This window comes from Microcoleus sp. PH2017_05_CCC_O_A (assembly GCF_020738785.1).
Taxonomy (GTDB): domain Bacteria; phylum Cyanobacteriota; class Cyanobacteriia; order Cyanobacteriales; family Microcoleaceae; genus Microcoleus.
The window spans coordinates 1-20680 of the sequence record NZ_JAEQCB010000133.1; the positions used below are offsets into that span (position 1 = coordinate 1).

General features: G+C 45.6%; 18 protein-coding genes and 1 tRNA gene. 9 read left to right on the forward strand and 10 right to left on the reverse strand.

Going from position 1 to position 20680, the window contains the following annotated elements; translation table 11 throughout:
• The 5 genes from JGK20_RS25450 to JGK20_RS25470 form a co-directional block, all read right to left on the reverse strand.
• Positions 1–603: ribbon-helix-helix protein, CopG family (locus JGK20_RS25450; RefSeq protein ID WP_293232576.1), on the reverse strand; the 603-nt coding region annotated here is incomplete at its 3' end.
• 70 nt (positions 604–673) lie between these two features.
• Entirely contained in the window at positions 674–931 is a 258-nt protein-coding gene (locus JGK20_RS25455; protein ID WP_293185880.1) for a hypothetical protein, read from the reverse strand.
• 220 nt (positions 932–1151) lie between these two features.
• On the reverse strand, positions 1152–2441 hold the full coding sequence (locus JGK20_RS25460) for a response regulator (protein ID WP_293185881.1): 1290 nt from the start codon (positions 2439–2441) through the stop codon (positions 1152–1154).
• Between the two features lie 15 nt (positions 2442–2456).
• On the reverse strand, positions 2457–4934 hold the full coding sequence (locus tag JGK20_RS25465; protein ID WP_293232578.1) for an MASE1 domain-containing protein: 2478 nt from the start codon (positions 4932–4934) through the stop codon (positions 2457–2459).
• Positions 4935–5285: 351 nt separating this feature from the next.
• A complete protein-coding gene (locus tag JGK20_RS25470; RefSeq protein WP_293232580.1) occupies positions 5286–6194 on the reverse strand; it encodes a phosphodiester glycosidase family protein in 909 nt (302 codons plus the stop codon).
• Between the two features lie 200 nt (positions 6195–6394).
• Between JGK20_RS25470 and JGK20_RS25475 the strand changes: the two genes are divergently transcribed.
• Positions 6395–7192, forward strand: coding sequence for a pentapeptide repeat-containing protein (locus tag JGK20_RS25475; RefSeq protein WP_293185884.1), 798 nt, complete (start codon positions 6395–6397; stop codon positions 7190–7192).
• A 261-nt stretch (positions 7193–7453) separates the two neighbouring features.
• Here the strand turns inward: JGK20_RS25475 and JGK20_RS25480 are convergent.
• Positions 7454–7538 (reverse strand) — tRNA-Ser (locus JGK20_RS25480).
• 607 nt (positions 7539–8145) lie between these two features.
• Between JGK20_RS25480 and JGK20_RS25485 the strand changes: the two genes are divergently transcribed.
• Together JGK20_RS25485 and JGK20_RS25490 are read left to right on the forward strand one after the other, a co-directional pair.
• Positions 8146–8514, forward strand: coding sequence for a 2Fe-2S iron-sulfur cluster-binding protein (locus JGK20_RS25485; protein WP_293155842.1), 369 nt, complete (start codon positions 8146–8148; stop codon positions 8512–8514).
• Between the two features lie 102 nt (positions 8515–8616).
• On the forward strand, positions 8617–9216 hold the full coding sequence (locus JGK20_RS25490) for a thermonuclease family protein (protein ID WP_363319172.1): 600 nt from the start codon (positions 8617–8619) through the stop codon (positions 9214–9216).
• On the opposite strand, the gene JGK20_RS25495 is transcribed toward JGK20_RS25490, so the two are convergent.
• On the reverse strand, positions 9217–9342 hold the full coding sequence (locus JGK20_RS25495; protein ID WP_293185885.1) for a hypothetical protein: 126 nt from the start codon (positions 9340–9342) through the stop codon (positions 9217–9219). It abuts the gene before it with no gap.
• Between the two features lie 171 nt (positions 9343–9513).
• On the opposite strand from JGK20_RS25495, the gene JGK20_RS25500 reads away from it, so the two are divergent.
• From JGK20_RS25500 to moeB, 6 genes are all read left to right on the forward strand, one after another.
• Positions 9514–10329, forward strand: a complete 816-nt coding sequence (locus JGK20_RS25500; RefSeq protein ID WP_293185887.1) for an inositol monophosphatase family protein — start codon at positions 9514–9516, stop codon at positions 10327–10329.
• Positions 10330–10431: 102 nt separating this feature from the next.
• Positions 10432–11376 carry a tetratricopeptide repeat protein gene (locus tag JGK20_RS25505; RefSeq protein ID WP_293198631.1) on the forward strand — a complete coding sequence of 315 codons (945 nt, stop codon included), beginning with the start codon at positions 10432–10434 and terminating at the stop codon, positions 11374–11376.
• Positions 11377–11694: 318 nt separating this feature from the next.
• Positions 11695–12930: an ATP phosphoribosyltransferase regulatory subunit gene (locus JGK20_RS25510; protein ID WP_293225956.1), complete on the forward strand. Its 1236-nt coding sequence runs from the start codon at positions 11695–11697 to the stop codon at positions 12928–12930.
• Between the two features lie 251 nt (positions 12931–13181).
• The gene (locus JGK20_RS25515; protein WP_293130872.1) at positions 13182–13409 is read left to right on the forward strand and encodes a ferredoxin family protein; all 228 of its coding nucleotides are present in this window, start codon (positions 13182–13184) and stop codon (positions 13407–13409) included.
• 208 nt (positions 13410–13617) lie between these two features.
• The gene (locus tag JGK20_RS25520) at positions 13618–14097 is read left to right on the forward strand and encodes a M67 family metallopeptidase (RefSeq protein ID WP_293206757.1); all 480 of its coding nucleotides are present in this window, start codon (positions 13618–13620) and stop codon (positions 14095–14097) included.
• A 79-nt stretch (positions 14098–14176) separates the two neighbouring features.
• A complete protein-coding gene (moeB, locus tag JGK20_RS25525; RefSeq protein ID WP_293206756.1) occupies positions 14177–15346 on the forward strand; it encodes a molybdopterin-synthase adenylyltransferase MoeB in 1170 nt (389 codons plus the stop codon).
• Between the two features lie 142 nt (positions 15347–15488).
• On the opposite strand, the gene JGK20_RS25530 is transcribed toward moeB, so the two are convergent.
• The 3 genes from JGK20_RS25530 to JGK20_RS25540 all read right to left on the reverse strand — a co-directional run bounded on the left by JGK20_RS25530 (position 15489) and on the right by JGK20_RS25540 (position 20320).
• Positions 15489–17003 carry a hypothetical protein gene (locus JGK20_RS25530; protein WP_293232582.1) on the reverse strand — a complete coding sequence of 505 codons (1515 nt, stop codon included), beginning with the start codon at positions 17001–17003 and terminating at the stop codon, positions 15489–15491.
• Positions 16990–17349 carry a hypothetical protein gene (locus tag JGK20_RS25535; protein ID WP_293232584.1) on the reverse strand — a complete coding sequence of 120 codons (360 nt, stop codon included), beginning with the start codon at positions 17347–17349 and terminating at the stop codon, positions 16990–16992. Before JGK20_RS25535 ends, JGK20_RS25530 begins: the two co-directional genes overlap by 14 nt.
• Positions 17350–17587: 238 nt before the next feature.
• Positions 17588–20320, reverse strand: a complete 2733-nt coding sequence (locus tag JGK20_RS25540; RefSeq protein WP_293232586.1) for a CHAT domain-containing tetratricopeptide repeat protein — start codon at positions 20318–20320, stop codon at positions 17588–17590.
• Between the last annotated feature and the right edge of the window lie 360 nt (positions 20321–20680).

A 20680-nucleotide genomic window follows, 5' to 3' on the forward strand; every position in this document is an offset into this window, starting at 1 on the left:
CTGCTGCAATTCGTTAGCCCAATGTTCTTTTTCGCCCAATTGATGCTGCAAAGATTCCAAATCGCTAGATTTGGAGGCTAGTTGCTGCTGCAATTCGTTAGCCAAATGTTCTTTTTCGGCGAATTGATGCTGCAAAGATTCGTAACTTGACTTCGATACAGTTTCCTGCAATTGAGCTTCGAGAGTTTGCTTGTCAGCTAATTGCTGCTGCAATTCGGCGATCGCACTTTCGCCTTCGCTCAACTGCTGCTGTAAAGATTCGTAACTTGCTTCCAGGGGATTTGACTGTACGCTTACCGAGTCCAATAGGGTTTCTGCCGTTATAGCGTCATTAATGTCGCTTTCTTCGGCTGTTTCCCCTTCCAACTCAGCGGTATCGACCGCAGTTTCTTCACCTTTTTTCCAAGTGACACTAACTTGACTCTTGTCTTTAGAAATATCCAGAGCGCCTTTTGCCAAGCGTTCTAGGAGTTCCGACCTTGATATTCCCAGCTTTCGAGCGATCGCGTTCAATCGATCGGCACTAGAAGGAGTCAGCGAAAGTCCGACTTTGACTTTGCTTTCTGGATTTGAACTAACTACATTGCGATTTTTTTTGACCATTGGCATTTTCCTCATGCCAACCTACACTTATTAGTATAGTGGCTGAAGTTTCTATTAAAATCAATTTTTGTTACATACCAATTGTGGCAGCTTCTGTTCCCAATCTAACAAAAAACTGTGAATATACTCGCTTAGTCGATTCCTCGCCGCAGAACCGCTTCAACATTCCCCGGCCCGGTTTTTTTTCGGCACGATACCGCAGATAGCACAGTTGAGCTTGTAAAATACTATCTAAATTTGAGCTACCTGTCACGGCTTGGGCGCGATCGACCAAATCCAACTCAGCAGCCAGATAGTCTTTCAAGGTTACGAAAACGCCAGTCTTCACAACTTCCGTTGTTTCCTAAGGGCGACTCCACAGCAACGCCGACGCGGGAAAAACTGCTGGGCTTCCTCGGTCAAATCGCCACCCCAAGAGAGGTACGGTTGATGAGCTTGTAAAAATTGTGCGATCGACCGATTTAGTTAAGTTTGAGTAAGTTTTACAAAGCAGGCTGCACATCAAGAACAATCAAATGGCTGCGGGGGATCGTTCTAAAATTATCGCATTAATCGATCGGCAGTGCGATCGCAAATTGAGCCCCCTCACCCAACACCGAAGAGCAAGTCAAACTACCGCCGTGTATTTCTTCCACTATCTGGCGACTAATCGACAAACCCAACCCCGTCCCTTCCCCGACTAATTTTGTAGTGAACAAATGGTCAAAAATGTGTGATTTTACATCATCTGAAATACCCTTACCATTATCTTTAATTTTTATTACCACTCTTTCTCTGTCTTGAGTTAATTCTGTAGTAATAATAATTGTATTACAAGCCACTGCAATTTCCGCAAAATTGCGTCCGTAACTGCACTCATTCACAGCATCGATCGCATTTGAAATCACATTCATAAATACCTGATTTAGTTGTCCCAAATAGCATTTTATCGGGGGAATCTCTCCATATTTTTTGATAACTTGAATTTCGGGACGAGTATCTTGAGCTTTCAGGCGGTGCTGCAAAATCATCAGCGTGCTGTCAATCCCATCGCAGATGTTAGCCGAGACTTTCACAGCCGTATCGGCGCGGGAGAAGGTTCGCAGGGAAGTGCTGATGTTGCGAAGGCGATCGCATCCCACTTCCATTGACGATAACATCTTTGCTGTATCTTTCAACACATATTCTAAATCAATATCTGCGGCGTGGATTTCAATATCTTTACCCGGATTTGGACATTCTTGCTGATAAAGCCGCAAGTGGCGAAAGATATCTTTGATCGCCAAATTTAACTCCTTGATATTGCCATAAATAAAACCCACTGGATTGTTGATTTCGTGAGCGACACCAGCGACTAAATTGCCCAAAGCCGACATTTTTTCGCTCTGAATTAACTGAAGCTGCGATTGCTTAACTTGTATCAAAGCAGCAGTTAGTTCCGCCGTGCGATCGGCTACTCGCTGTTCTAATTCTTTATTGAGATTGCGAAGTTTTATGTGAGTGTTGACACGCGCCAATACCTCCATTTCTTCAAAAGGTTTAGTGATATAATCAACCGCACCGAGTTGAAATCCTTTAATCTTATCTGCTGTATCCGACAAAGCCGTCATAAACATCACAGGAATGTCCTTGGTAGCCTCGGATGCTTTGAGGCGGCGGCAGGTTTCAAACCCGTTAATTCCCGGCATCATCACATCCAGTAAAATTAAACTCGGCAGCGTATACTGAACTTGCTTGAGAGCTCGTTCGCCGTCAATCGCGATCGCAACTTCATAACCCGCATCCGTCAACGCCTCGGAGATGACATCCAGATTGGCGGGCGTATCATCTACCACTAAAATTAACTCAGCTTCTGACATAAATATTTTCTCCTGTTAGTTGATATGCTGGTTGAGAAAATCTTCAATTTTGTCCGATTGAAAGCTCTTTGCCAATTGCAGAATTGGCTGCATAAATTGAGTATAACTCTTGTCGAGTTGTTCGATGCGCTTAACTTCTTCAGTAAGTTTTTTCAAGCGACCCTGCTGGGCTAATTTCAGCAACAAAGCTAATTCTTCCGGTGCAGGAATTGTCATGGCTAAAGTTGCCTGAGGTGAATTAAATATAGGTTTTGGTGCTAATTGTTCGCCAGCAGATTCAATTGAGGCTGTCTCCTGATACTTCCATTCAATTTGCAAATGCTTTTGCACGATCGAAAATAATTCCTCAATTTGCACCGGCTTCGGCAGAAAATCATCGCCCCCAGCATCCAAACTTTTTTGGATGTCCATTTCATAGACAGAAGCAGACGAGACGACAGCAGGCACGTTTTTTAATGCTTCTGAACTCCGCAACAGCCGCAGCATTTCAAAGCCGTCCATCACAGGCATCCACAAATCAGCGATGATTAAATCCGGTTTTATTTGAGCTGCTTTTGCTAAGCCATCCTCGCCATTTTCAGCTTCGACTACTGCAAAACCAATTGGTTCCAGGAGGCAAACAATCACGGAACGGTTCTGCCAGTTGTCATCGACGATCAGAATTGTTTTCTGAGTTCCATGATAGCCCACAATCTTCTTCCCAGTAGCGGCTGCGGCTGCATTTGCCCAGTCAGCAGCTAAGGGAAAATTGACAGTAAAAGCGAAGGTGCTGCCGCTGCCAAAATCACTATAAACTTCTATTTGACTGTTCATTAAATTGACAATCTCGGTGCTAATTGCCAGTCCGAGTCCGGTGCCTTCTGTTTTGCGGTTGCTATCTCCTACTTGCTCAAAAGGTGTAAATATTTTTGACAGAGAATCGGGAGTCATGCCGACGCCTGTATCTTCTATTTGGAAGCGAATCAGTCGATGTTTAATTTGGGATTTGGGATTTTCGATTGCAGATTCCGCAGGTGATAAAAACTCGGGTTTTATTACTTCTATCTTGAAAGTTACGCTGCCTTTATCTGTAAATTTGACGGCATTTCCCAGTAAATTAATTAACACCTGACGCAAGCGTTTTTCATCGACTTCTATGCCTTGGGGAAGTTCAGCATCTGGGAGATAAATCAAATCAATTTGTTTTTGTTCGGTGCGGATGCGAACAATCTCAACAATGCTTTGCAAGAAAGAGGGAAAATGAAAAACTTTCGGATGCAAATCTAATTTGCCTGCTTCAATTTTGGAGAGATCGAGAATATCATTAATCAGTGTCAAAAGATGGGAGCCACACTGGTAAATAATGTTCACGCCATTACGCTCTTTTTCTCCCCAAGATTGGGAACGGTTCATGATTTGAGCGTAGCCCAAAATCCCGTTGAGGGGAGTGCGGAGTTCGTGGCTCATATTGGCGAGAAAGTCGCTTTTCGATTGGTTGGCCGCGTCAGCCACTTCTTTGGCTTCTTGTAGTTGAGCTGTGCGTTCTTCTACTCGCTGTTCTAACTCATTATTCAGTTTTTTGAGCTTGGCTGCTGCTTGTTTATTTTCGTTAATTACCGCAGATAAAACAAAGGTGGTAACGGCTACAACACCGATAAAAGATTGCAGCAGAAACAGCGATTCGTTGAGGGAAGATCTGACAAAGGAACCCAAACCGTGGGATGTTCCAAAAACTGCGATCGCCGAAACAATCACCACCAGCAAAGTCGATTCCCGCGATGTGAATCGAAATGCCGACCAAATCAGCAGCGGAATCATCATGTATTCGAGGGGATACTGTTGCCAAAAGGCGATTTTGCTGATGACAACCAGCAACAGTAGCAAAAGTCCAAATTCTGCAATCTGCGGAGGCCGGAGTTTTTCGGACTGCCTGGGTTGCTGAGCCCAGGTCAAAATTGCTGGCGTCACAATCAGCGTACCAGCAATGATTGAGGTAAACCAACTCCGCCAAACTTCTGGGTAAGCACTCCAGGGGCTCATGCCTTGCACGCACAGTACGGTAGCCGCGAGAGTGCTGTTGACGATAGGGCTGGGTAATTGCAGCACAAAAAATCTGAAAACATCCTGGGATCTATCTAGTAAATTTCGGTATTTTACGAAGCGATTAATTAGAAAACTTGCTACTAGCAGATCGACGATATTCCCAAAAGCAGTTAAACTACTTACCAGCAAGTCTTGTGGGAAAAACATCATATATTTTACCATCAAATCGCTGATAAATAGAACAGGTAAAATCCGCCAATCCAGCAGGAGGAAAGCTGCCAAAAAAAGACCTGCTGACGGCCAAATTGCTACTGTTCCATTCTCGGATGAGATTAATAGGTATATTTTGCAAAGACCGAAGTGTATCGCAGGAATTATTAATGATGCTATGAGTATATTTTTATCCTGCACAAATTGAAACTTGCTCTTGGGTGTCTTTTTTTGTTGTCGCTGTCCTAGTAATTTTTGCATTAAAGTCAAAATTTAAACAATATTCAATTAAGCTAGTCCAGATTTATGTTGATTGGCAGTGATGCCGATCGCAATTATCGTACAATTCTAATCAGCCATCTTTCTGTCATTAGCGACTACCCATTTGTGTATGACTCTACAATTAAGCGAAAAAGCCAAAGAATTAATCCCGAAAGCCCGAATAGTCAGCTTAGCAGCCTGGGAAAATTCGCACTCTCGCGCCGAAATCTAACTCATTCAGGCTGCTGACGATGCAGGCCGTTATCTCGCCGATGAAGATTTGTAACAATTTCACTCATCCGAACCAACATCTGTTGATGCTACCAAGTTCCTGCGCGGCTGTTTGCAACCCTAATTTTCCCGCGCGTAAAACCCTAAATGATTGGAAATTGGACGCTGCTGCATGGGAATTTTGTTCTGAATCGGAGCATTCAACAGTTTTGCTCCTGAGGGCGATGCTACTGCCAAAGTTACCGATCCGCCGCCATCCAAATTTAGGACTGTATCGGCTCCTAACTGCATCGAAATCTCTGTTATTTCGCTCAACTTCAGCCCTTCACTGTACATCCTCTGCTTGCCGTCTGCGAGAATGAACCACAATTTTTCGCCTGTTTTATCGATCGCCACAACTGTTCGCGGATAAGGTTTATCATCCTTGCTTTTTTCCGGGCTTTGTGCTAGGGCTTTGCCATTTTTCACCAGTACAGTATCTCCCGCAACTCCATAGGCTGTTCCCTGAGGACAAGTGCCGTTTTCGATTATTTGGGCGCGGTTGTTGGTGTCAAAACAAAGGGCGGGAAAGTGTGATTCTGGTTGAGAGTAAGCTTGGCCTTTGGAAATGGCGTGTCCGACGTTATTTACTCGATCGCCACTGCGGGGATAATAATTCCAAGGTGCTTCCTCAACGCAGGGATAAAAGAAATTGGCGTTGACTGCTAATTGCAATTTAAATTCTTTGAGGAATTCAGTAGCGATGCGGGCGTTGGTTTCGGTTAAATCGGGTGTGGCGGTTCCGGGTGTGACAAAAATGCCAATTCCTGGCGCTTTGAGATCGATGCTAACAGTGTGAATGACGACGGGACGCGGATTTGAGCGAAATTCCCGTCGGTAGGCGATTCCTTGAAATAGCGATCGCACTTCGTTTGTTTGTGCTGGACGCGAAAAGTAGGGAATGTTATAGATTAGTATTGGTGCGAGCAAGATTCCGAAACCGATAATATGAGAGATTTGTTTGATTTTGAGCGGATTGGTTAGTTTCATTTTGTGACGGAGATTTTTTAACGAACCGCGAAGACGCAAAGGATGCGAAGGAAGATAAGGATCGCAAATTAAATAATTTACACTCTTGAAAGTGGGATGGGCGTCCCGCCCGTCTTTCCGGGACGGGACGCCCATCCCACGAACCATCCAATTGTAAGTTATTTAATTCTCATTCCTAAGAGAGGGAAGAGTAGGGAAGTATGAATTATTCGGATGTCAATAATTTTAGCAATCAAGTTTTGTGTAATCGATCGTTCCGGGGACAAGTTCTTAACGGTGCTGATTTCGGGGGTGCGGATGTTCGTGGCTGCAATTTCAGAAATGCTCAGTTGGAAGGGGCGAATTTTATTGGTGCCAAAATCGGGCTTTCGGGGCGACAGTTTGCTGTTTTGAGTGCTGGGGCGATCGCGATTTGTGTGATTGTGGGCGATGTTCTGACTAGACTGATTTTGGGAACCCAAGGACAGGTACCGGGTTCTCGCAGTTGGCCTTTTGTGCTGTTGCTGTACGGGGTTTTGGGCGCTGCTGGTATCGCTGGGGCGATCGCCCGCACACAGCCACCAACGTCAAAAGTGGGTAGATTGGCGGGAACAATTTCTGCTATTCTATCAGGGGCTTTGTTGGGATTTTTCTATGCTGGGACTGCAACTAAGAATAATTCTCAGGCTGCTCTTGCTGGAATGGCGATCGGCGGTGTGTTAATGTTTTTTGTGAGTTCCCGGATGCGGCATCAATTTGCTAAAATTGCGATCGTAGCTGCCCGAAGTGTTGCAACTTACGGAGGAGCTTTTTTGTTTTCTGCAACGGCTAGCGCTTTTCTGAGCACTCAGAAACTGTTTTTGGGTACGTGTTTCGCCTTGCTGCCGCTGCTGTATTTTTGGTTTTCCTTTGTCTCTTTCTCTGCTATTGTTCGAGAGATTGCAAATGCTGAGGGTACTTCGTTTACAGGGGCAAATCTCAGCGGTGCTAAGTTCGATCGCACTGATATTTTGCACTAATTTTAGCACCGGGCTAGAAGCCTACTTGATTTTAGTTAGCAACGGGCTAGAAGCCCGTTCCACAAATACTTAACTTGCTGGCGGGGAGGGCTTGTAGCTTGCACCTAAAATACTCAAATAGATTCTGATTTACACTCAGAAATATAAAAGCAATCGCCCCAGGCTTTTATCAAAAAAACTCAGGGGCGATCGAATTGAAATATTTATCTCATACAAGATATTTTTTGCAAGCTGTTGTTTTTGCCTAAACAGCCTGTGTAACGGAGAGGGAGGGATTCGAACCCTCGTTAAGTTGCCCTAAACACACTTTCCAGGCGTGCGCCTTCAACCGCTCGGCCACCTCTCCAGGGCTAAATGAATTCATTCAGCCACAGCTAAACTATCTTAGCAGAACAAATCTGATTTGGGAAGGGGTAACGGCATAAATTTGTTGTTTAATGTGGGTAGGGTGTCAAACGGGCGAGTAAAATTATCCTATCCTATGTCTCAAACGCATTCATATCAAGGATTTTGTCCCCCAAGTCCAATCTAAAATCTAAAATCTAAAATCCCTGTTAGGAACCTCAGCCGCGACGGCATGAGGCTTGGAAGAGAAATCAAACAAGCCGTTCTGACCAGCCTAAGTCTTAACTGACTACGTTTTTTGAGCCACGACACCTCGAGATGCGAAGCTAGTCTCTTGCTCTGTCGCTAGTGGTTAAACAGTTTTAAGGTCACTGAAACAGTGCCACTAGCCGAACAAGCTCTAAAAACATTGGCGAAGCTAACATTACCCCGAAAGGGAGGCTCAATTGAGCGAATTACTATGCGTACAGGATTGGAAAATTTGAAGCGGTAATTGTCCCGCCCAAAGTGCAATACAAAAGTACACCAAGTCAACCAATCCCAAGGCGATAGTAAATTCAAAAACGCAAAGCCGTCCTTTTAGGACGGGGTTTCTACCCATAATTTTGATGACTCGCTCCTACACAATTAAAATTCATAACAGACAAACGGGCGATCGCCACACTGTGCGAGTACCCGAAGACAGGTACATCCTGCAAAGTGCTGAAAATCAAGGCGTGGAATTGCCGTTTTCGTGCCGTAACGGCGCTTGTACAGCCTGTGCGGTGCGCGTCAAGTCGGGACAACTGCACCAGCCTGAAGCAATGGGACTTTCTGTGGAACTGCAAAAAGAGGGTTATGCGCTGCTGTGCGTCTGCTATCCGCGTTCCAATATTGAGGTAGAGACGCAAGACGAAGATGAAGTGTACGAATTGCAATTCGGCCGCTATTTCGGTAAGGGTAAAGTGAAAGTCGGTTTGCCGTTGGATGAAGAATGAGAGCAAATTTGGTAAGCTGTTGCGCCTTTGAATTGCTTGTTGGGGGCGGGCTAGAAGCCCACCCCACAAAAGAGTTTAATTGATTTTTGATACACAATTTAAATGCAAAATAGCTTCCCAATTCCCAATTCCCCATTCCCAATTCCCAATTCCCAATGCCCCATTCCCCATTCCCTATTCCCAATGCTGCTTTATCGGTTATTTGCGATCGCCCTTTGCGTGTTGTTAGCTAGCTGCGAAAAACCAGAAATGCCCCAAGGTACGATCGCCAAAGTAGAAAGGGCTATCAGCGGCCAAACAATCGAAGTTATCAGTACAGCCGACAAAATTGCCTTATTAGAGCAAATCAGGCTGATTGGGATTGATGCACCCGATTTAAAACAGCAGCCTTGGGGAGAAGCAGCGAAACAAAGATTAGAACAGCTAATTGGGGGGAAAGAGGTATTGCTAGAATCGGACATCGAACAGAAAGACCAGTTCGATCGCAAATTAGCCTATTTGTGGCAAGATAAAATTTTGCTCAACGAACTGCTAGTCAAAGAAGGTTATGTTTTGGCCTCGGTGCGATCGCGCAATACCAAATATCAACAGCGACTCGCCAACGCTCAAGAATGGGCGAGAGTCATGGGTAAAGGCCTGTGGAATCCAGAACGAGCTTTGCGCCAAACTCCCGCAGAATTCCGACAACAAAATCAGAAATAGTCAGTTGACAGTTGGCAGTTGGCAGTTGACAGTTGGCAGTTGACAGTTGACAGTTGGCAGTTGGCAGTTGTCATTCGGGATTATTGTTCCCTCTTCCGGCAGCATCTCACTTTTTGTAAAAAGCATTTTTTCTTTGAGTGCGAGCGTCCCCGCTCGCGTATTGTAAATACGCGAGCGGGGACGCTCGCACTATAAATACAAAACTGAGATGCCTCCCCTCTTCCTTTCGCGGTTCGTTCTTACTTCTTACTTCTTCCTTCTTACTTCTTCTTCTTCCTTCTTCGTTCTTACTTCCCAATGATAGACAATCAACTCCAAAACTACTTAGAAATAGCCACCGAAGCAGCCCTCGCCGCTGGTTCCGTACTGCAATCTTTCTGCGGCAAATTAGAAAATGTTCAAGAAAAAGGCCGATCGGGCGATTTAGTCACAGAAGCCGACAAAGCCTCTGAAGCCGTCATCTTAGAAATTCTGGGTCGCTTCGTACCCGAACACGCCATCCTCGCTGAAGAATCGGGCAAATTAGGGGATGCAACTAGCAAATACCTGTGGGCGATCGACCCTTTGGACGGTACAACTAATTACGCTCACCAATATCCTTTTTACGCTGTGTCGATCGGACTTTTAATCGACGGCATACCACAAATTGGCGTAATTTACGACCCTTTACATAACGAATTGTTTCGAGCTGGTAAAGGATTGGGCGCAACTTGCAACCGTAAGCCGATCGCAGTTTCGCAAAGTTTAGAATTGAGAACCAGCTTGCTAGTGACTGGCTTTGCATACGATCGGCGCGAAACAGCAGACAATAACTATGCCGAATTCTGTCACCTCACCCACCTCACCCAAGGCGTGCGGCGCAGCGGTTCCGCAGCCCTAGACCTCGCACATACAGCCTGCGGGCGATTGGACGGATACTGGGAACGGGGACTCTCCCCTTGGGATGTAGCAGCCGGTGTACTCATCGTTTCTGAAGCCGGAGGTGAAGTTACAGCCTATGACGGCGGTGCCTTTGAGATGAGCTCGGGTCGGGTTTTGGCGACAAACGGCAAAATACACGCCGAACTCAGCGGTGCATTGCTTTCAGTTCCGCCCTTATCTTCCTGGAGGTAGCGCTTCGACAGCAAGGACTCAGGGATAGTACGGGGGTCACAACCCCTGAAGTCAAGCTACATTAAAGAATAGTCAAAAGTCAGGAAAGCGAGAGTAAAAGTTATGTCTTTTGAAATGACAAAAGGGCTGTTCAAGTACGACTTTACAGATCAGCACGCAATTTTGGGAATTCCCCTAGACGCAGAGTTTAACGACATCCGCAAGCGCTACATGAAAATCGCCCGCCGCTTGCATTCGGATACTTGCTCTTTTGAAGACCAAGCGGATAAAGAGTGGGCCAACCAATTTTTGTCAAAAGTGGTCAATCCCGCCTACAACAAATTCTCTAAGGAAAGCGATCGCAAAGAATACAACCTGCTATTAGCAGCTATCGCCAAGCGCGTTGCTAAAGAACAAGCAAAAATGCAAGTCGAAAGCGCAGCAGCCAAAGAGTTAGCTACCGCTAAAGATTTGGAAGAAGCTTATAAAACAGCAGTTGGCAAACTCGCTCTCAAGCAGTACGAGTCGGTTCAAGAAACCCAAGATGCGATCGATCAAATTAGCGAACTGAACATGGTTTACCTGCTGCGAAAAGAGCGCCTTGGCGGTGTGGTTTCTGCCGGTTCACCCCCAAAAGCCACAAACCAAACTGCAACAGCAACCCCAGCAGCAGCAACTCCCGCCGCAACTCCTGCGACTGCAACTCCTGCCGCCGCACCGCCACCCAGAGTCCCAGCATTCAAAGACTCGCTGGCCGATCAATCTTGCATCCGAGCCCAAGGATTCATGGACAGCAAAAATTATGCCAAAGCAACTTTGGAGTTGAAAGAAGCCCTGAAGCGCGAACCGAAACACAGCAAAGCTCACGGTTTGTTAGCAATGTGTTACTTTCAACAAAATCAAGCCACAATGGCAAAACTTGAGGTGCAAAAAGCTTTGGCATCAAATCCTGAAGAACCGACGGCTTTGGAGGTTAAGAAAAAGCTGGAACAAGCTTCCGCAAAGGATAAAAAAAGTGAGGGGAAACCGGGATTTTTTGCAAGTTTGTTTGGCGGGAAGAAAAAATGATAAGTTGTCAGTTGTCAGTTGTCAGTTGTTCAGTTGTCTGTTTTGAATCATCGTTGAAAAGATAATACGGCGGTTTCAAGCGCCCGGTCTTCCGATCCCAAGCGTATTGTTGATACTTTAATTTGTTAAAGTCGAATGTTAGGGTGGCGGCGTTCGACTTTAACAAGGTGTCTTAAAGGCAAGCTTCTAAGTCCAATCAAATACGATTTTCAATTAAAGAATGGGGAATAATTGACTGGTGAGAGTTGGGAACTTGCCTGAAGTGGCATTCTTTTGTGAAATTGGTATAGAATCTAAGGTCTAAAATCTAAAATTGATATGGTTCACCAACCCCCATCGGGTGCAAGAGATTTATTGCCCCTTGACGTTGCTCAAAAAATTGCGATCGAACGGCGCTTGCAGCAGGTGTTTCACCGCTGGGGCTATCACCGGATTATTACTTCTACTCTAGAGAGGCTGGAGACGTTGATGGCTGGGGGCGCGATCGACCGATCGACCTTAATTCAACTCCAAGACGCTGAAGATGGAGAACTCGGCTTGCGGCCAGAATTGACAGCATCCATCGCCCGCGCGGCTGCAATGCGGATGTCCGGGACAAATTGGCAGCCCCAGCGCCTCTACTACAACGCCAATGTCTTCCGCAAAGGCCCGGATACGGGTTCAGGCGGGCAACAGGAGTTCTATCAAGCGGGGGTAGAACTGCTGGGCGCGGGCGGGAGCGTTGCGGATGCGGAAGTGCTGCTGCTGCTGTCTGAGTGCTTGCAAAACTTAGAAATTGATGACTGGCATTTGGTGCTGGGAGAAGCGGGCTTAACTGCAACTTTGCTAGAACCGTTTGGGCCAAACGTGCGCCAAAAAGTGCGCGGCGCGATCGCCAATCTCGATCGCATAGCTTTGGAAACTTTGCCGCTGTCGGACGAATTGCGAGAAAGAGCTCTGCTGTTGTTTGACTTGCGCGGCAAGCCAGAAGAGGTATTGGAGATTGTGGCGAAGCTGGATTTAGATGTGCCGCAGCAAGCAGCATTAAATGAACTCAAAAGTGCGATCGAACTGCTGGAAAAATGTCAAGCAAAAATCCCCAATCTGAAATCTCACATCCACCTCGATTTGAGTTTAATTCAAACCTTTGACTATTACACTGGAATAGTGTTTGAAGTTGTCAGCAGCAGCAAAAGCGGACAGCGAGTATTAGGACAAGGCGGACGGTACGACCAACTGCTAGGACTGTTCGACCCCCAAGGGCAAAATTCCCCCGGCATCGGGTTTTGTCTGAATATTGAAGATTTGCACCAAGTTTTGTTGACAGAGGGTCAATTGCCCACAGAAACAGCAGCTAGCGAATGGTTGGTAGTGCCTCAAACACCGGAAGCAGCGGCGGCGGCCTTTGATTATGCCCGCCAACTCCGAGAGTCTACTCCCCTAGTGCGGGTGGAGATAGATTTGGAGAGTCGGGAGACAGAGGAGGCTGCTAGAGACTACGCGCGCGATCGCAGAATCGCTCAAATTGCTTGGGTAAATGCCGAAGGCGTCCCAACAATTGAAACAGTAAACTAGGATCTGTTTGAAACCTAATTCCTAAGATCGTGTCCAACAAATTACCAGCAATAAAAACGGTTCGTAGTGAGGACTTCAGTCCGCAAAAAACCAAAAGAATAAAATTCTAACCAGGTTCGTAGTGAGGACTTTAGTCCGCAAAAAACCCTAAAACTAAACTCTTCACTATGAACCAATTGTATTGTTGTAGTTAGAAAGACATGATATAATTTCCAATCCCAAATCCCAAATCTAAAATCTAAAATAGAAACATGGCGCACACTATCGTTACAAATATCTGCGAAGGAGTTGCTGATTGCGTCGGCGCTTGTCCAGTTGCTTGCATTCATCCCGGCCCCGGCAAAAACGTCAAAGGCACTGATTGGTTTTGGATTGACTTCGATACCTGCATAGACTGCGGCATTTGTTTGCAGGTGTGTCCAGTCGAAAATGCGATCGTCGCAGATGAACGGCCCGAATTGCAGCAAACTCCTACTTGATAGCAATTGAGGGCTAGATAGCCCAGCACTTACGCACGGCATTATCAACCCGGTTTCTTCAGAGATTCTTCGTTAATAAACTCAAGATTTATGAAGAGAAACCGGGCATATTTAACATTAGTTATATATAAAAAATTCCCTTCCCTTCTCCTCTCTTCCTTCGCGTCCTTCGCACCTTCGCGGTTCGTTTAAAAAAGCCTACAAGAAAATGCAAAATATCGCACTTTCCCCCGAACAAATATTATCAATCCGCAGCCACGGCGAAAGCGCTTATCCAGAAGAATGCTGCGGTTTATTGTTAGGTACAATCACTGACGATATTAAAACTTTAGTAGAAGTTTGGCCGGCTGACAATGCTTGGAGTGCAGAAGCCCAGGAGAATTGGCCCGAACAAACAGGATTGACAGAAAGACGCAGATATGCTATTAAGCCTGAAGATATGTTGCGGGCGATGAAACACGGGCGCGATCGCACTCTTGATATTATCGGCATATATCATTCTCACCCGGATTGTCCGGCAGTGCCCTCGGAGTGCGATCGCAAAATGGCATGGGCCAAATACTCTTACATCATCGTATCCGTGCGACAAGGCAGTTCAGAAGACCTCCGCAGTTGGAGTCTTGACGCAGAGGGCAACTTTCAAGCAGAGGAAATTATCGCGATCGAACCGACTCAGATTAAGAAATAATTACTAAACATAACAAACACGTAAAAATGCGAAAGATTCAGATAGGATGTAATTCAAAATCGGCGTATAACAGAATATCATGCTAAATCCTAATCTGGACGAGATCCAGCTCAACAAACAAGAATACGAACGCTACTCTCGCCACCTGATCCTGCCAGAAGTTGGATTGGAAGGGCAGAAGCGTCTCAAAGCAGCCAGCGTGCTCTGCGTCGGTACGGGAGGACTGGGTTCGCCGCTGCTGCTGTATTTAGCAGCCGCCGGTGTTGGCCGCATTGGGATTGTAGACTTTGATGTTGTTGACCATTCCAATTTGCAGCGCCAGGTTATTCACGGCACTTCTTGGGTTGGGAAGCCGAAGATTGAGTCGGCGAAAAATCGGATTTTAGAAATCAATCCTTTTTGTCAAGTTGATTTGTACGAGACTCGCGTTAGTTCCGAAAATGCGATCGCCATTGCCACTCCCTACGATATCATTATCGATGGTACGGACAACTTTCCGACTCGCTATTTAATGAACGACGTTTCCGTGCTTTTGAACAAGCCCAACGTCTACGGTTCCATCTTCCGATTTGAAGGACAAGCAACAGTTTTCAACTACGAAGGCGGCCCGAATTACCGCGATTTGTACCCAGAACCCCCGCCTCCTGGGATGGTTCCTTCCTGTGCCGAAGGCGGCGTTCTAGGAGTTTTACCTGGGGTAATTGGCTGCATTCAAGCCACGGAAGCTATCAAAATCATCTTAGGTCAAGGTACAACTTTGAGCGGCAGATTGTTGCTGTACAACGCCTTAGATATGACATTCCGTCAGTTGAAATTGCGACCGAATCCAATACGTCCGGTAATTGACAAGTTAATCGATTACGAACAATTCTGCGGCATTCCTCAAGCTAAAGCCGAGGAAGCAGAACAACAGAAAATTCCTGAGATGACTGTCACCGAACTTAAAAAATTAATCGACAGCGGCGCCAAGGATTTTGTATTGTTGGATGTTCGCAATCCTAACGAATATCAAATTGCTCAAATTCCTGGGTCAGTTTTGGTTCCATTACCGGATATCGAACACGGCGCAGGTGTTGCGAAGGTCAAAGAATTGTTGAACGGACATCGCTTGATTGCACATTGCAAAATGGGCGGCCGTTCTGCGAAGGCCTTGGGCATCTTGAAGGAAGCCGGAATTGAGGGAATTAATGTTAAGGGCGGGATTACTGCTTGGAGTCAAGAAGTAGATTCGTCTGTTCCTCAATATTAAATTACTTTAAAGGCGATTAGAATTCACGGCGATTGGAAATCGCGGCTACACAAACGATGTCCACCTCCGTGGACGAAGAGGTAAAATCTTCAACCCGCGGAGGCGGGTTTCGTCTGTGTAGACGCGGTTTCAACCGCCGGGTTTATTTAAATTTAGCCCGAATATTCTTGAAATTTGCGCCCAACATCACCAAACCCCAAACCACAACTCCCGCGCCGATACTAATCAACAATACCAACACAAAAGAATTAATTCCCACCTTCAGGAAAGGCAAAGCAATTACCTGATTCGGCTGATCTTGTTTAATTAAATAAGGAGAACTACCAGAGACTATTCCGGCGACTCCCAAACCAAAGCCGACAGCTTGAATCGTGACTTCTAATTTTGCATCGCGATAAGCTTCTTCAATGGCGACAACTCCTCGAATTGCTTCCATTGCTTTGTCTAGCAAGCCGGTGCCGTGGCTGAAGTAGCCTAAGTCACCTTTGATTTGTGCTTGAAACTGCGGCGAGGTTTCTTTGCTGAATAATTCGAGAAAGCTTAAATCACACTCACTTTCATTGTATTTCTTCCGAGATTTTAAGTCAAGACTTATCTGATATAATTTATCTTGGTAGTTTTTGGCGTTAATTGCGATCGTATTTTGTCTAAATTCCAACTGCATCAGCAACCGGGCATACTTGACAGCGCGCGGCGGCATCTCGATTGTCTGACGTTCGAGACGTTCTAATTCCTCTTCCTTTAAACCCGCACCTTTCAATTGCTGCTGCTGGGCTTCGTCTTGCCGCAAATAATTAAAAGTCGCGTCGATATTGAGTTCAATTTGTTTGTATTCCTCGCTAATCACCCGGTAAAGTTTGCGGGTATCGCGATAGGCGCGGAGAATCTTATTGCGGTACAAAAATAACTCGACAAAATCGCTGTACCGCGTCTCATCCCAGATTTCCTCAGTTGCAGAACTGTTGAAAAACCAGACTATAATGTTGTAGTCAGTATCTTGGCGATTTGGATCGCCGTATTCTAAAATTGGGCTACCGAATAACTCGCCTTGACGGTAAAAATTCGGCAGATTGTCACCGGAAATTAACTTTTCTAGACACTGTTGGGCTAAACCTTTTAGAAACTGCGAATCTTCCCGCGCGGCCTGGTTTTGTTCGACACTCAGCCAAGCCGTAATCAGCAGAGTTTGCCCGAAATAGCTTTGCACAAAATCCGGCAGCAAGCAGTTATCGGGATTAAATTCTTTGAAGATGCTAACATCGACAGCGGGCGTTTTAATATTGTTAACTTTTTCGGGGACGCGAATTTGCAAACCCAAAGCATAGCTGTCATCAATCCGCAGCGGTTGGGCGAAACCTTTGAGGCTAATTTGCTGGTTGTCAAAGGAAATATCCTTAGCAAAAGCGAGAGAATTTCGACCGCCGACAACTTGTTTGTTAATTAGTTCAACTCGCCATCCGAGAGGTTCATCTTTTTTGGGTAAATAGCTGCCGTTGAATGCTTTACCGACTGCTAATTTAGTTTGCAATATCTCGTTGCACTTTTCCCACAGTTTGGTTAATTCTACAGGAGAACTCGACTCTGTTTCTGAGGGTTTGCAGAGGTGATAGGCAAATAGATAGACATTGGGGGCATAGATTTTACTATTTTGAGTCATTGTCTTTATCTGATTTCTGTGCATCTAGTTGTTGAAGTTTTTCGTAAGTTTCTTCAATGTCTTGACGCAGAGTTTGAGTAGTATTGGTTAACATCTGCTGTGTGGTTGGGGTGGGTTCGCCGGCATCGTCGATATCTTTCCGCGCTTGTTCTCTTAATGTATCTCCCAATCCATGATGGGCACACCACTTGCTGATAGTCATAGCAATGGGAAATAATTCATCATCGGCTGATTCTGCTATTTCTGTATCTAGTTTCGGTAAATCTTGCCATGCTGTGGGCATGAAAATGCTCGGATTTTCGCGCAACCATTTGAAGAAGACAATGATAACTTTTTCGGGTTCCATAAAACAATTCTCCGTTAATAAAATGTCAGGGTTGGTTGGTTGGGTGGGGGCGGGTTTTTGTGATTTTTTTGTCGGAATCAAAGATGGTTGGTGAACCCGCCCCTACGGAATTGGGTAAGACAATCATACATCAAGAATACCCAAATTTGTAGGGGCGGGTTCGCCGACATTTGTATCATCCCATCCCCAAATTCATAAACCCGCCCCCACCCATCGCAGATATCGAAAAACCTGTTTCCTAATATCCAGTAGCACAGAATGCCGCCCAATACTTGGGATGACTAAAAGGCCGTTCCTCTAGCGATGATACTAACCACAGTTCCACACTTTGCCCAGATTTTTTATCTAAATTTAAGGATTTCACCCAAACTCCAAAATCCTCCTTGGTGACGGCGCGCATCCAGTTTTGGGCGGCGTTCAAAGCGACTGCGACTGAAACTTTCGGTAGCAATTCCTGATAAAATTTTATCATTAAAATCGCCGTCGCAAAATCATCGACTGACCACAATGTGCTCACAACATTCATACTCCCAGCATACAAGAAGCCGCTGGGTAAACCAATGTACTCATCAGTCATTTCTGTTGAACTGGTTAACCCAGTTTCGCAGGCGGAGAGTGTCACGAGATTGCACTTACTTAACTCTAAATCGGCAAATATTTCTCGCAAGGTTAGGCATTTTTCGGGGATGGCTTTTCGCCCGCTTCGCATTGTCACATAGCGCCTTTCTGCATCTGTATCGTTATTTTCCTCGATCGAATCGGCTAGGGCGAGAAGGGACAGCAGCGGATAGTCAAAGTTAAAGACTCCGTGACATGAAAAGTGGATATAGCTAGCATTGGAGAGGTTTTTGAGGTTTTCGTTGAAAGCGATTTTGGTAGCTTGTTGTTTGATTAAGATATCATGGGTGTCGAATCTTTGTTTGATGATTTGTACTTCCATATCGGCGTTCGATAAATCTTCGGTGGGATTCTGAATCGCAAATAATGGCTGAAGTTCGGGGGCGGGAGATGTGCGGGTTTTGATGCGGTTTTGTACGAGTTCTAATAGTTGCAAACTGGGGGCATATTTCACGCCGTCGGGGAAGCAGTCTAGGAGGTATTTCGTAGGGGCGGTGCCCCCGTGCCCGCCCTCTAAGGTGAATGGTAGGGCGTGGAGGGGGAATAGGTGCAGGTAGCGGTGGGGGATTAGGATTAGTTGACGGCAATGATTGGGAATTGTGGCGACTATCTCGTTGACGCGCAAGATTTCGGAGAGTTTGTGCAGTTTTTCGGACAAGGTGTGTTGCCAGATTTTTTGTTTGTCTTTGTCGCGGTATTCGTTGAGATAGTCGTTTTTCCAGGTTTCTAGTTCGGCTATTTCGGTTGTGGTATATGTGATTAATTCTATGTTGTTGTGGGTGATGATGAAGGCAAATCCACCCGTAGGGGCGGTGCCCCCGTGCCCGCCGATGTACCATTCTACGATCGCGGTTTCGGTGTCTAATGTTTTCTGGAATTCGGGGATGTCTATGGGTTGGATTTTTTGAGTTAGTTTGAATTCTGGTTCTCGCTGTTTGAAGATTTCTAGGTATTGTTCTAGTTGCTGTAATGCTGTTGCCAAATTATCTTGTTGTTGTTGAGGGGATTGTTGGAGGGAGATGATTTGGCGGCGCAGGTTTTGGAGTTGCTGTTTTTCGGTGGCGGTGGCTGTTTTGGGATAGATTTCGCTGTTGGTGAAGAGTTCGACTAGGTAGCGGGATTTGCTGCGTTCGATTGTTTGAATGGCTTTGTGATATTGGTGGTGGTTGATGCAGGATTGGATCATTTTTTCGTAGACGTTGAGATTTTCGCCGATGATTTCGCGTTTGCGGTTTTCGGAGGCTATCCACTCGCGGCTTTGTTCGACTGCTTCGATGGCTTTTTCGTAGCCGAATATGGCGGTTTCCCACAAACTTTCTGTAAATCCTATATTGCCTAGGCTTCTCGCGGCTTTGAGACAGCTAAGGGGTAAAGTATCCGGTTTTAAGATTTCTAAAGATAATTTAAAATATTTTATTGCTTCGGGAATTAGTCCTTTTTCCTGATAAGCATAAGCCAGATTTTCTTGAGTCATTGCCCAATCTTGAGGCAAAGCTGGGCGGGTGTAAACTTCTAAAGCTGCTTCAGAACATTTGATCGCCCTTTCGATATTCTCCGCCCTGTCTTCCCTGATTCTGTTACTGTAAGCTGCTGCTAAATTATTTTGAGTCGTTGCCCAATCTTGAGGCAAAGCTTGGCGGGTACGAACTTCTAAAGCAGCTTCATAACATTCGATCGCCTTTTCGATATTCTCACCTCTGTCTCCCCTAATTCTGTGACTGTAAGCATTTGCTAAATTATTTTGAGTCATTGCCCATCGTTCCGGAAAAGCTTGGCGGGTATGAACTTCTAAAGCAGCTTCATAAAATGCGATCGCCCTTTCGAGATTCTCACCTCTGTCTCCCTTGATTCTGTCACTGTAAGCAGATCCCAAACAAATTTGAGTATCAGCCCAATCTTGGGGAAAAGTGGCGCGGGTACGAACTAATAATGCCAAATCATAACAGGCGATCGCCCTTTCGATATTCTCGGCCCTGTCTTCCTTGATTCTGTCACTATATTTAATACCCAGACTGTTTTGATTGTATCCCCAATTTTTTGGGTAAGCTTCGCGAGTAAAAATAATTAGTCCTACTTCTAAACAAGCAATCGCAATTTCTATATTAGCGGCGCGACTTCCTAGCGGAAAACTGGAAATTGTAATATTAAAATTGTAGAGATTACCCGCGAAATTGTATGCTTCCTCTGACTCCATTTCTGCGAGAGTTTGAGTTGCCCACTCGCGCAAGTATTGGGCAAAACCATCGTCTAATAATTCGAGATTGTTTTGCAGGATGGTGATTTCTTCGTCGCTGGGGCAGGTGAGGAGAGATTGGATCAGGGTGAGGTAGGATTCACGGCGTTTTTCGTTCATTTTTTATGGCCCATGTTTGGGATATTTTACATTGTTTGTGGGGGGAATGCAAGGTATTTTTGTACAATAGGTTTACCGAGATTTTGTAGGGGCGGGTTTTACCAACAATATCTAACGAATACCGACAATCTAGATAAACCCGCCCCCCACCACCGATCGCCCACATCAACCTGGAATTTGCATCGCATCGGAACAATGTACATGGTGATTTTTGGTTGGGTGGGGGCGGGTTTTTGAGATTGTCGATTATTGACGATTATAGTTGGTGAACCCGCCCCTTGTATCTTAAAAGAGTCAGGCGATCAAACCGTAGACCGCAGGCTATAGAACCGAAGACACGGTTGTAATCAAACCGCAGAC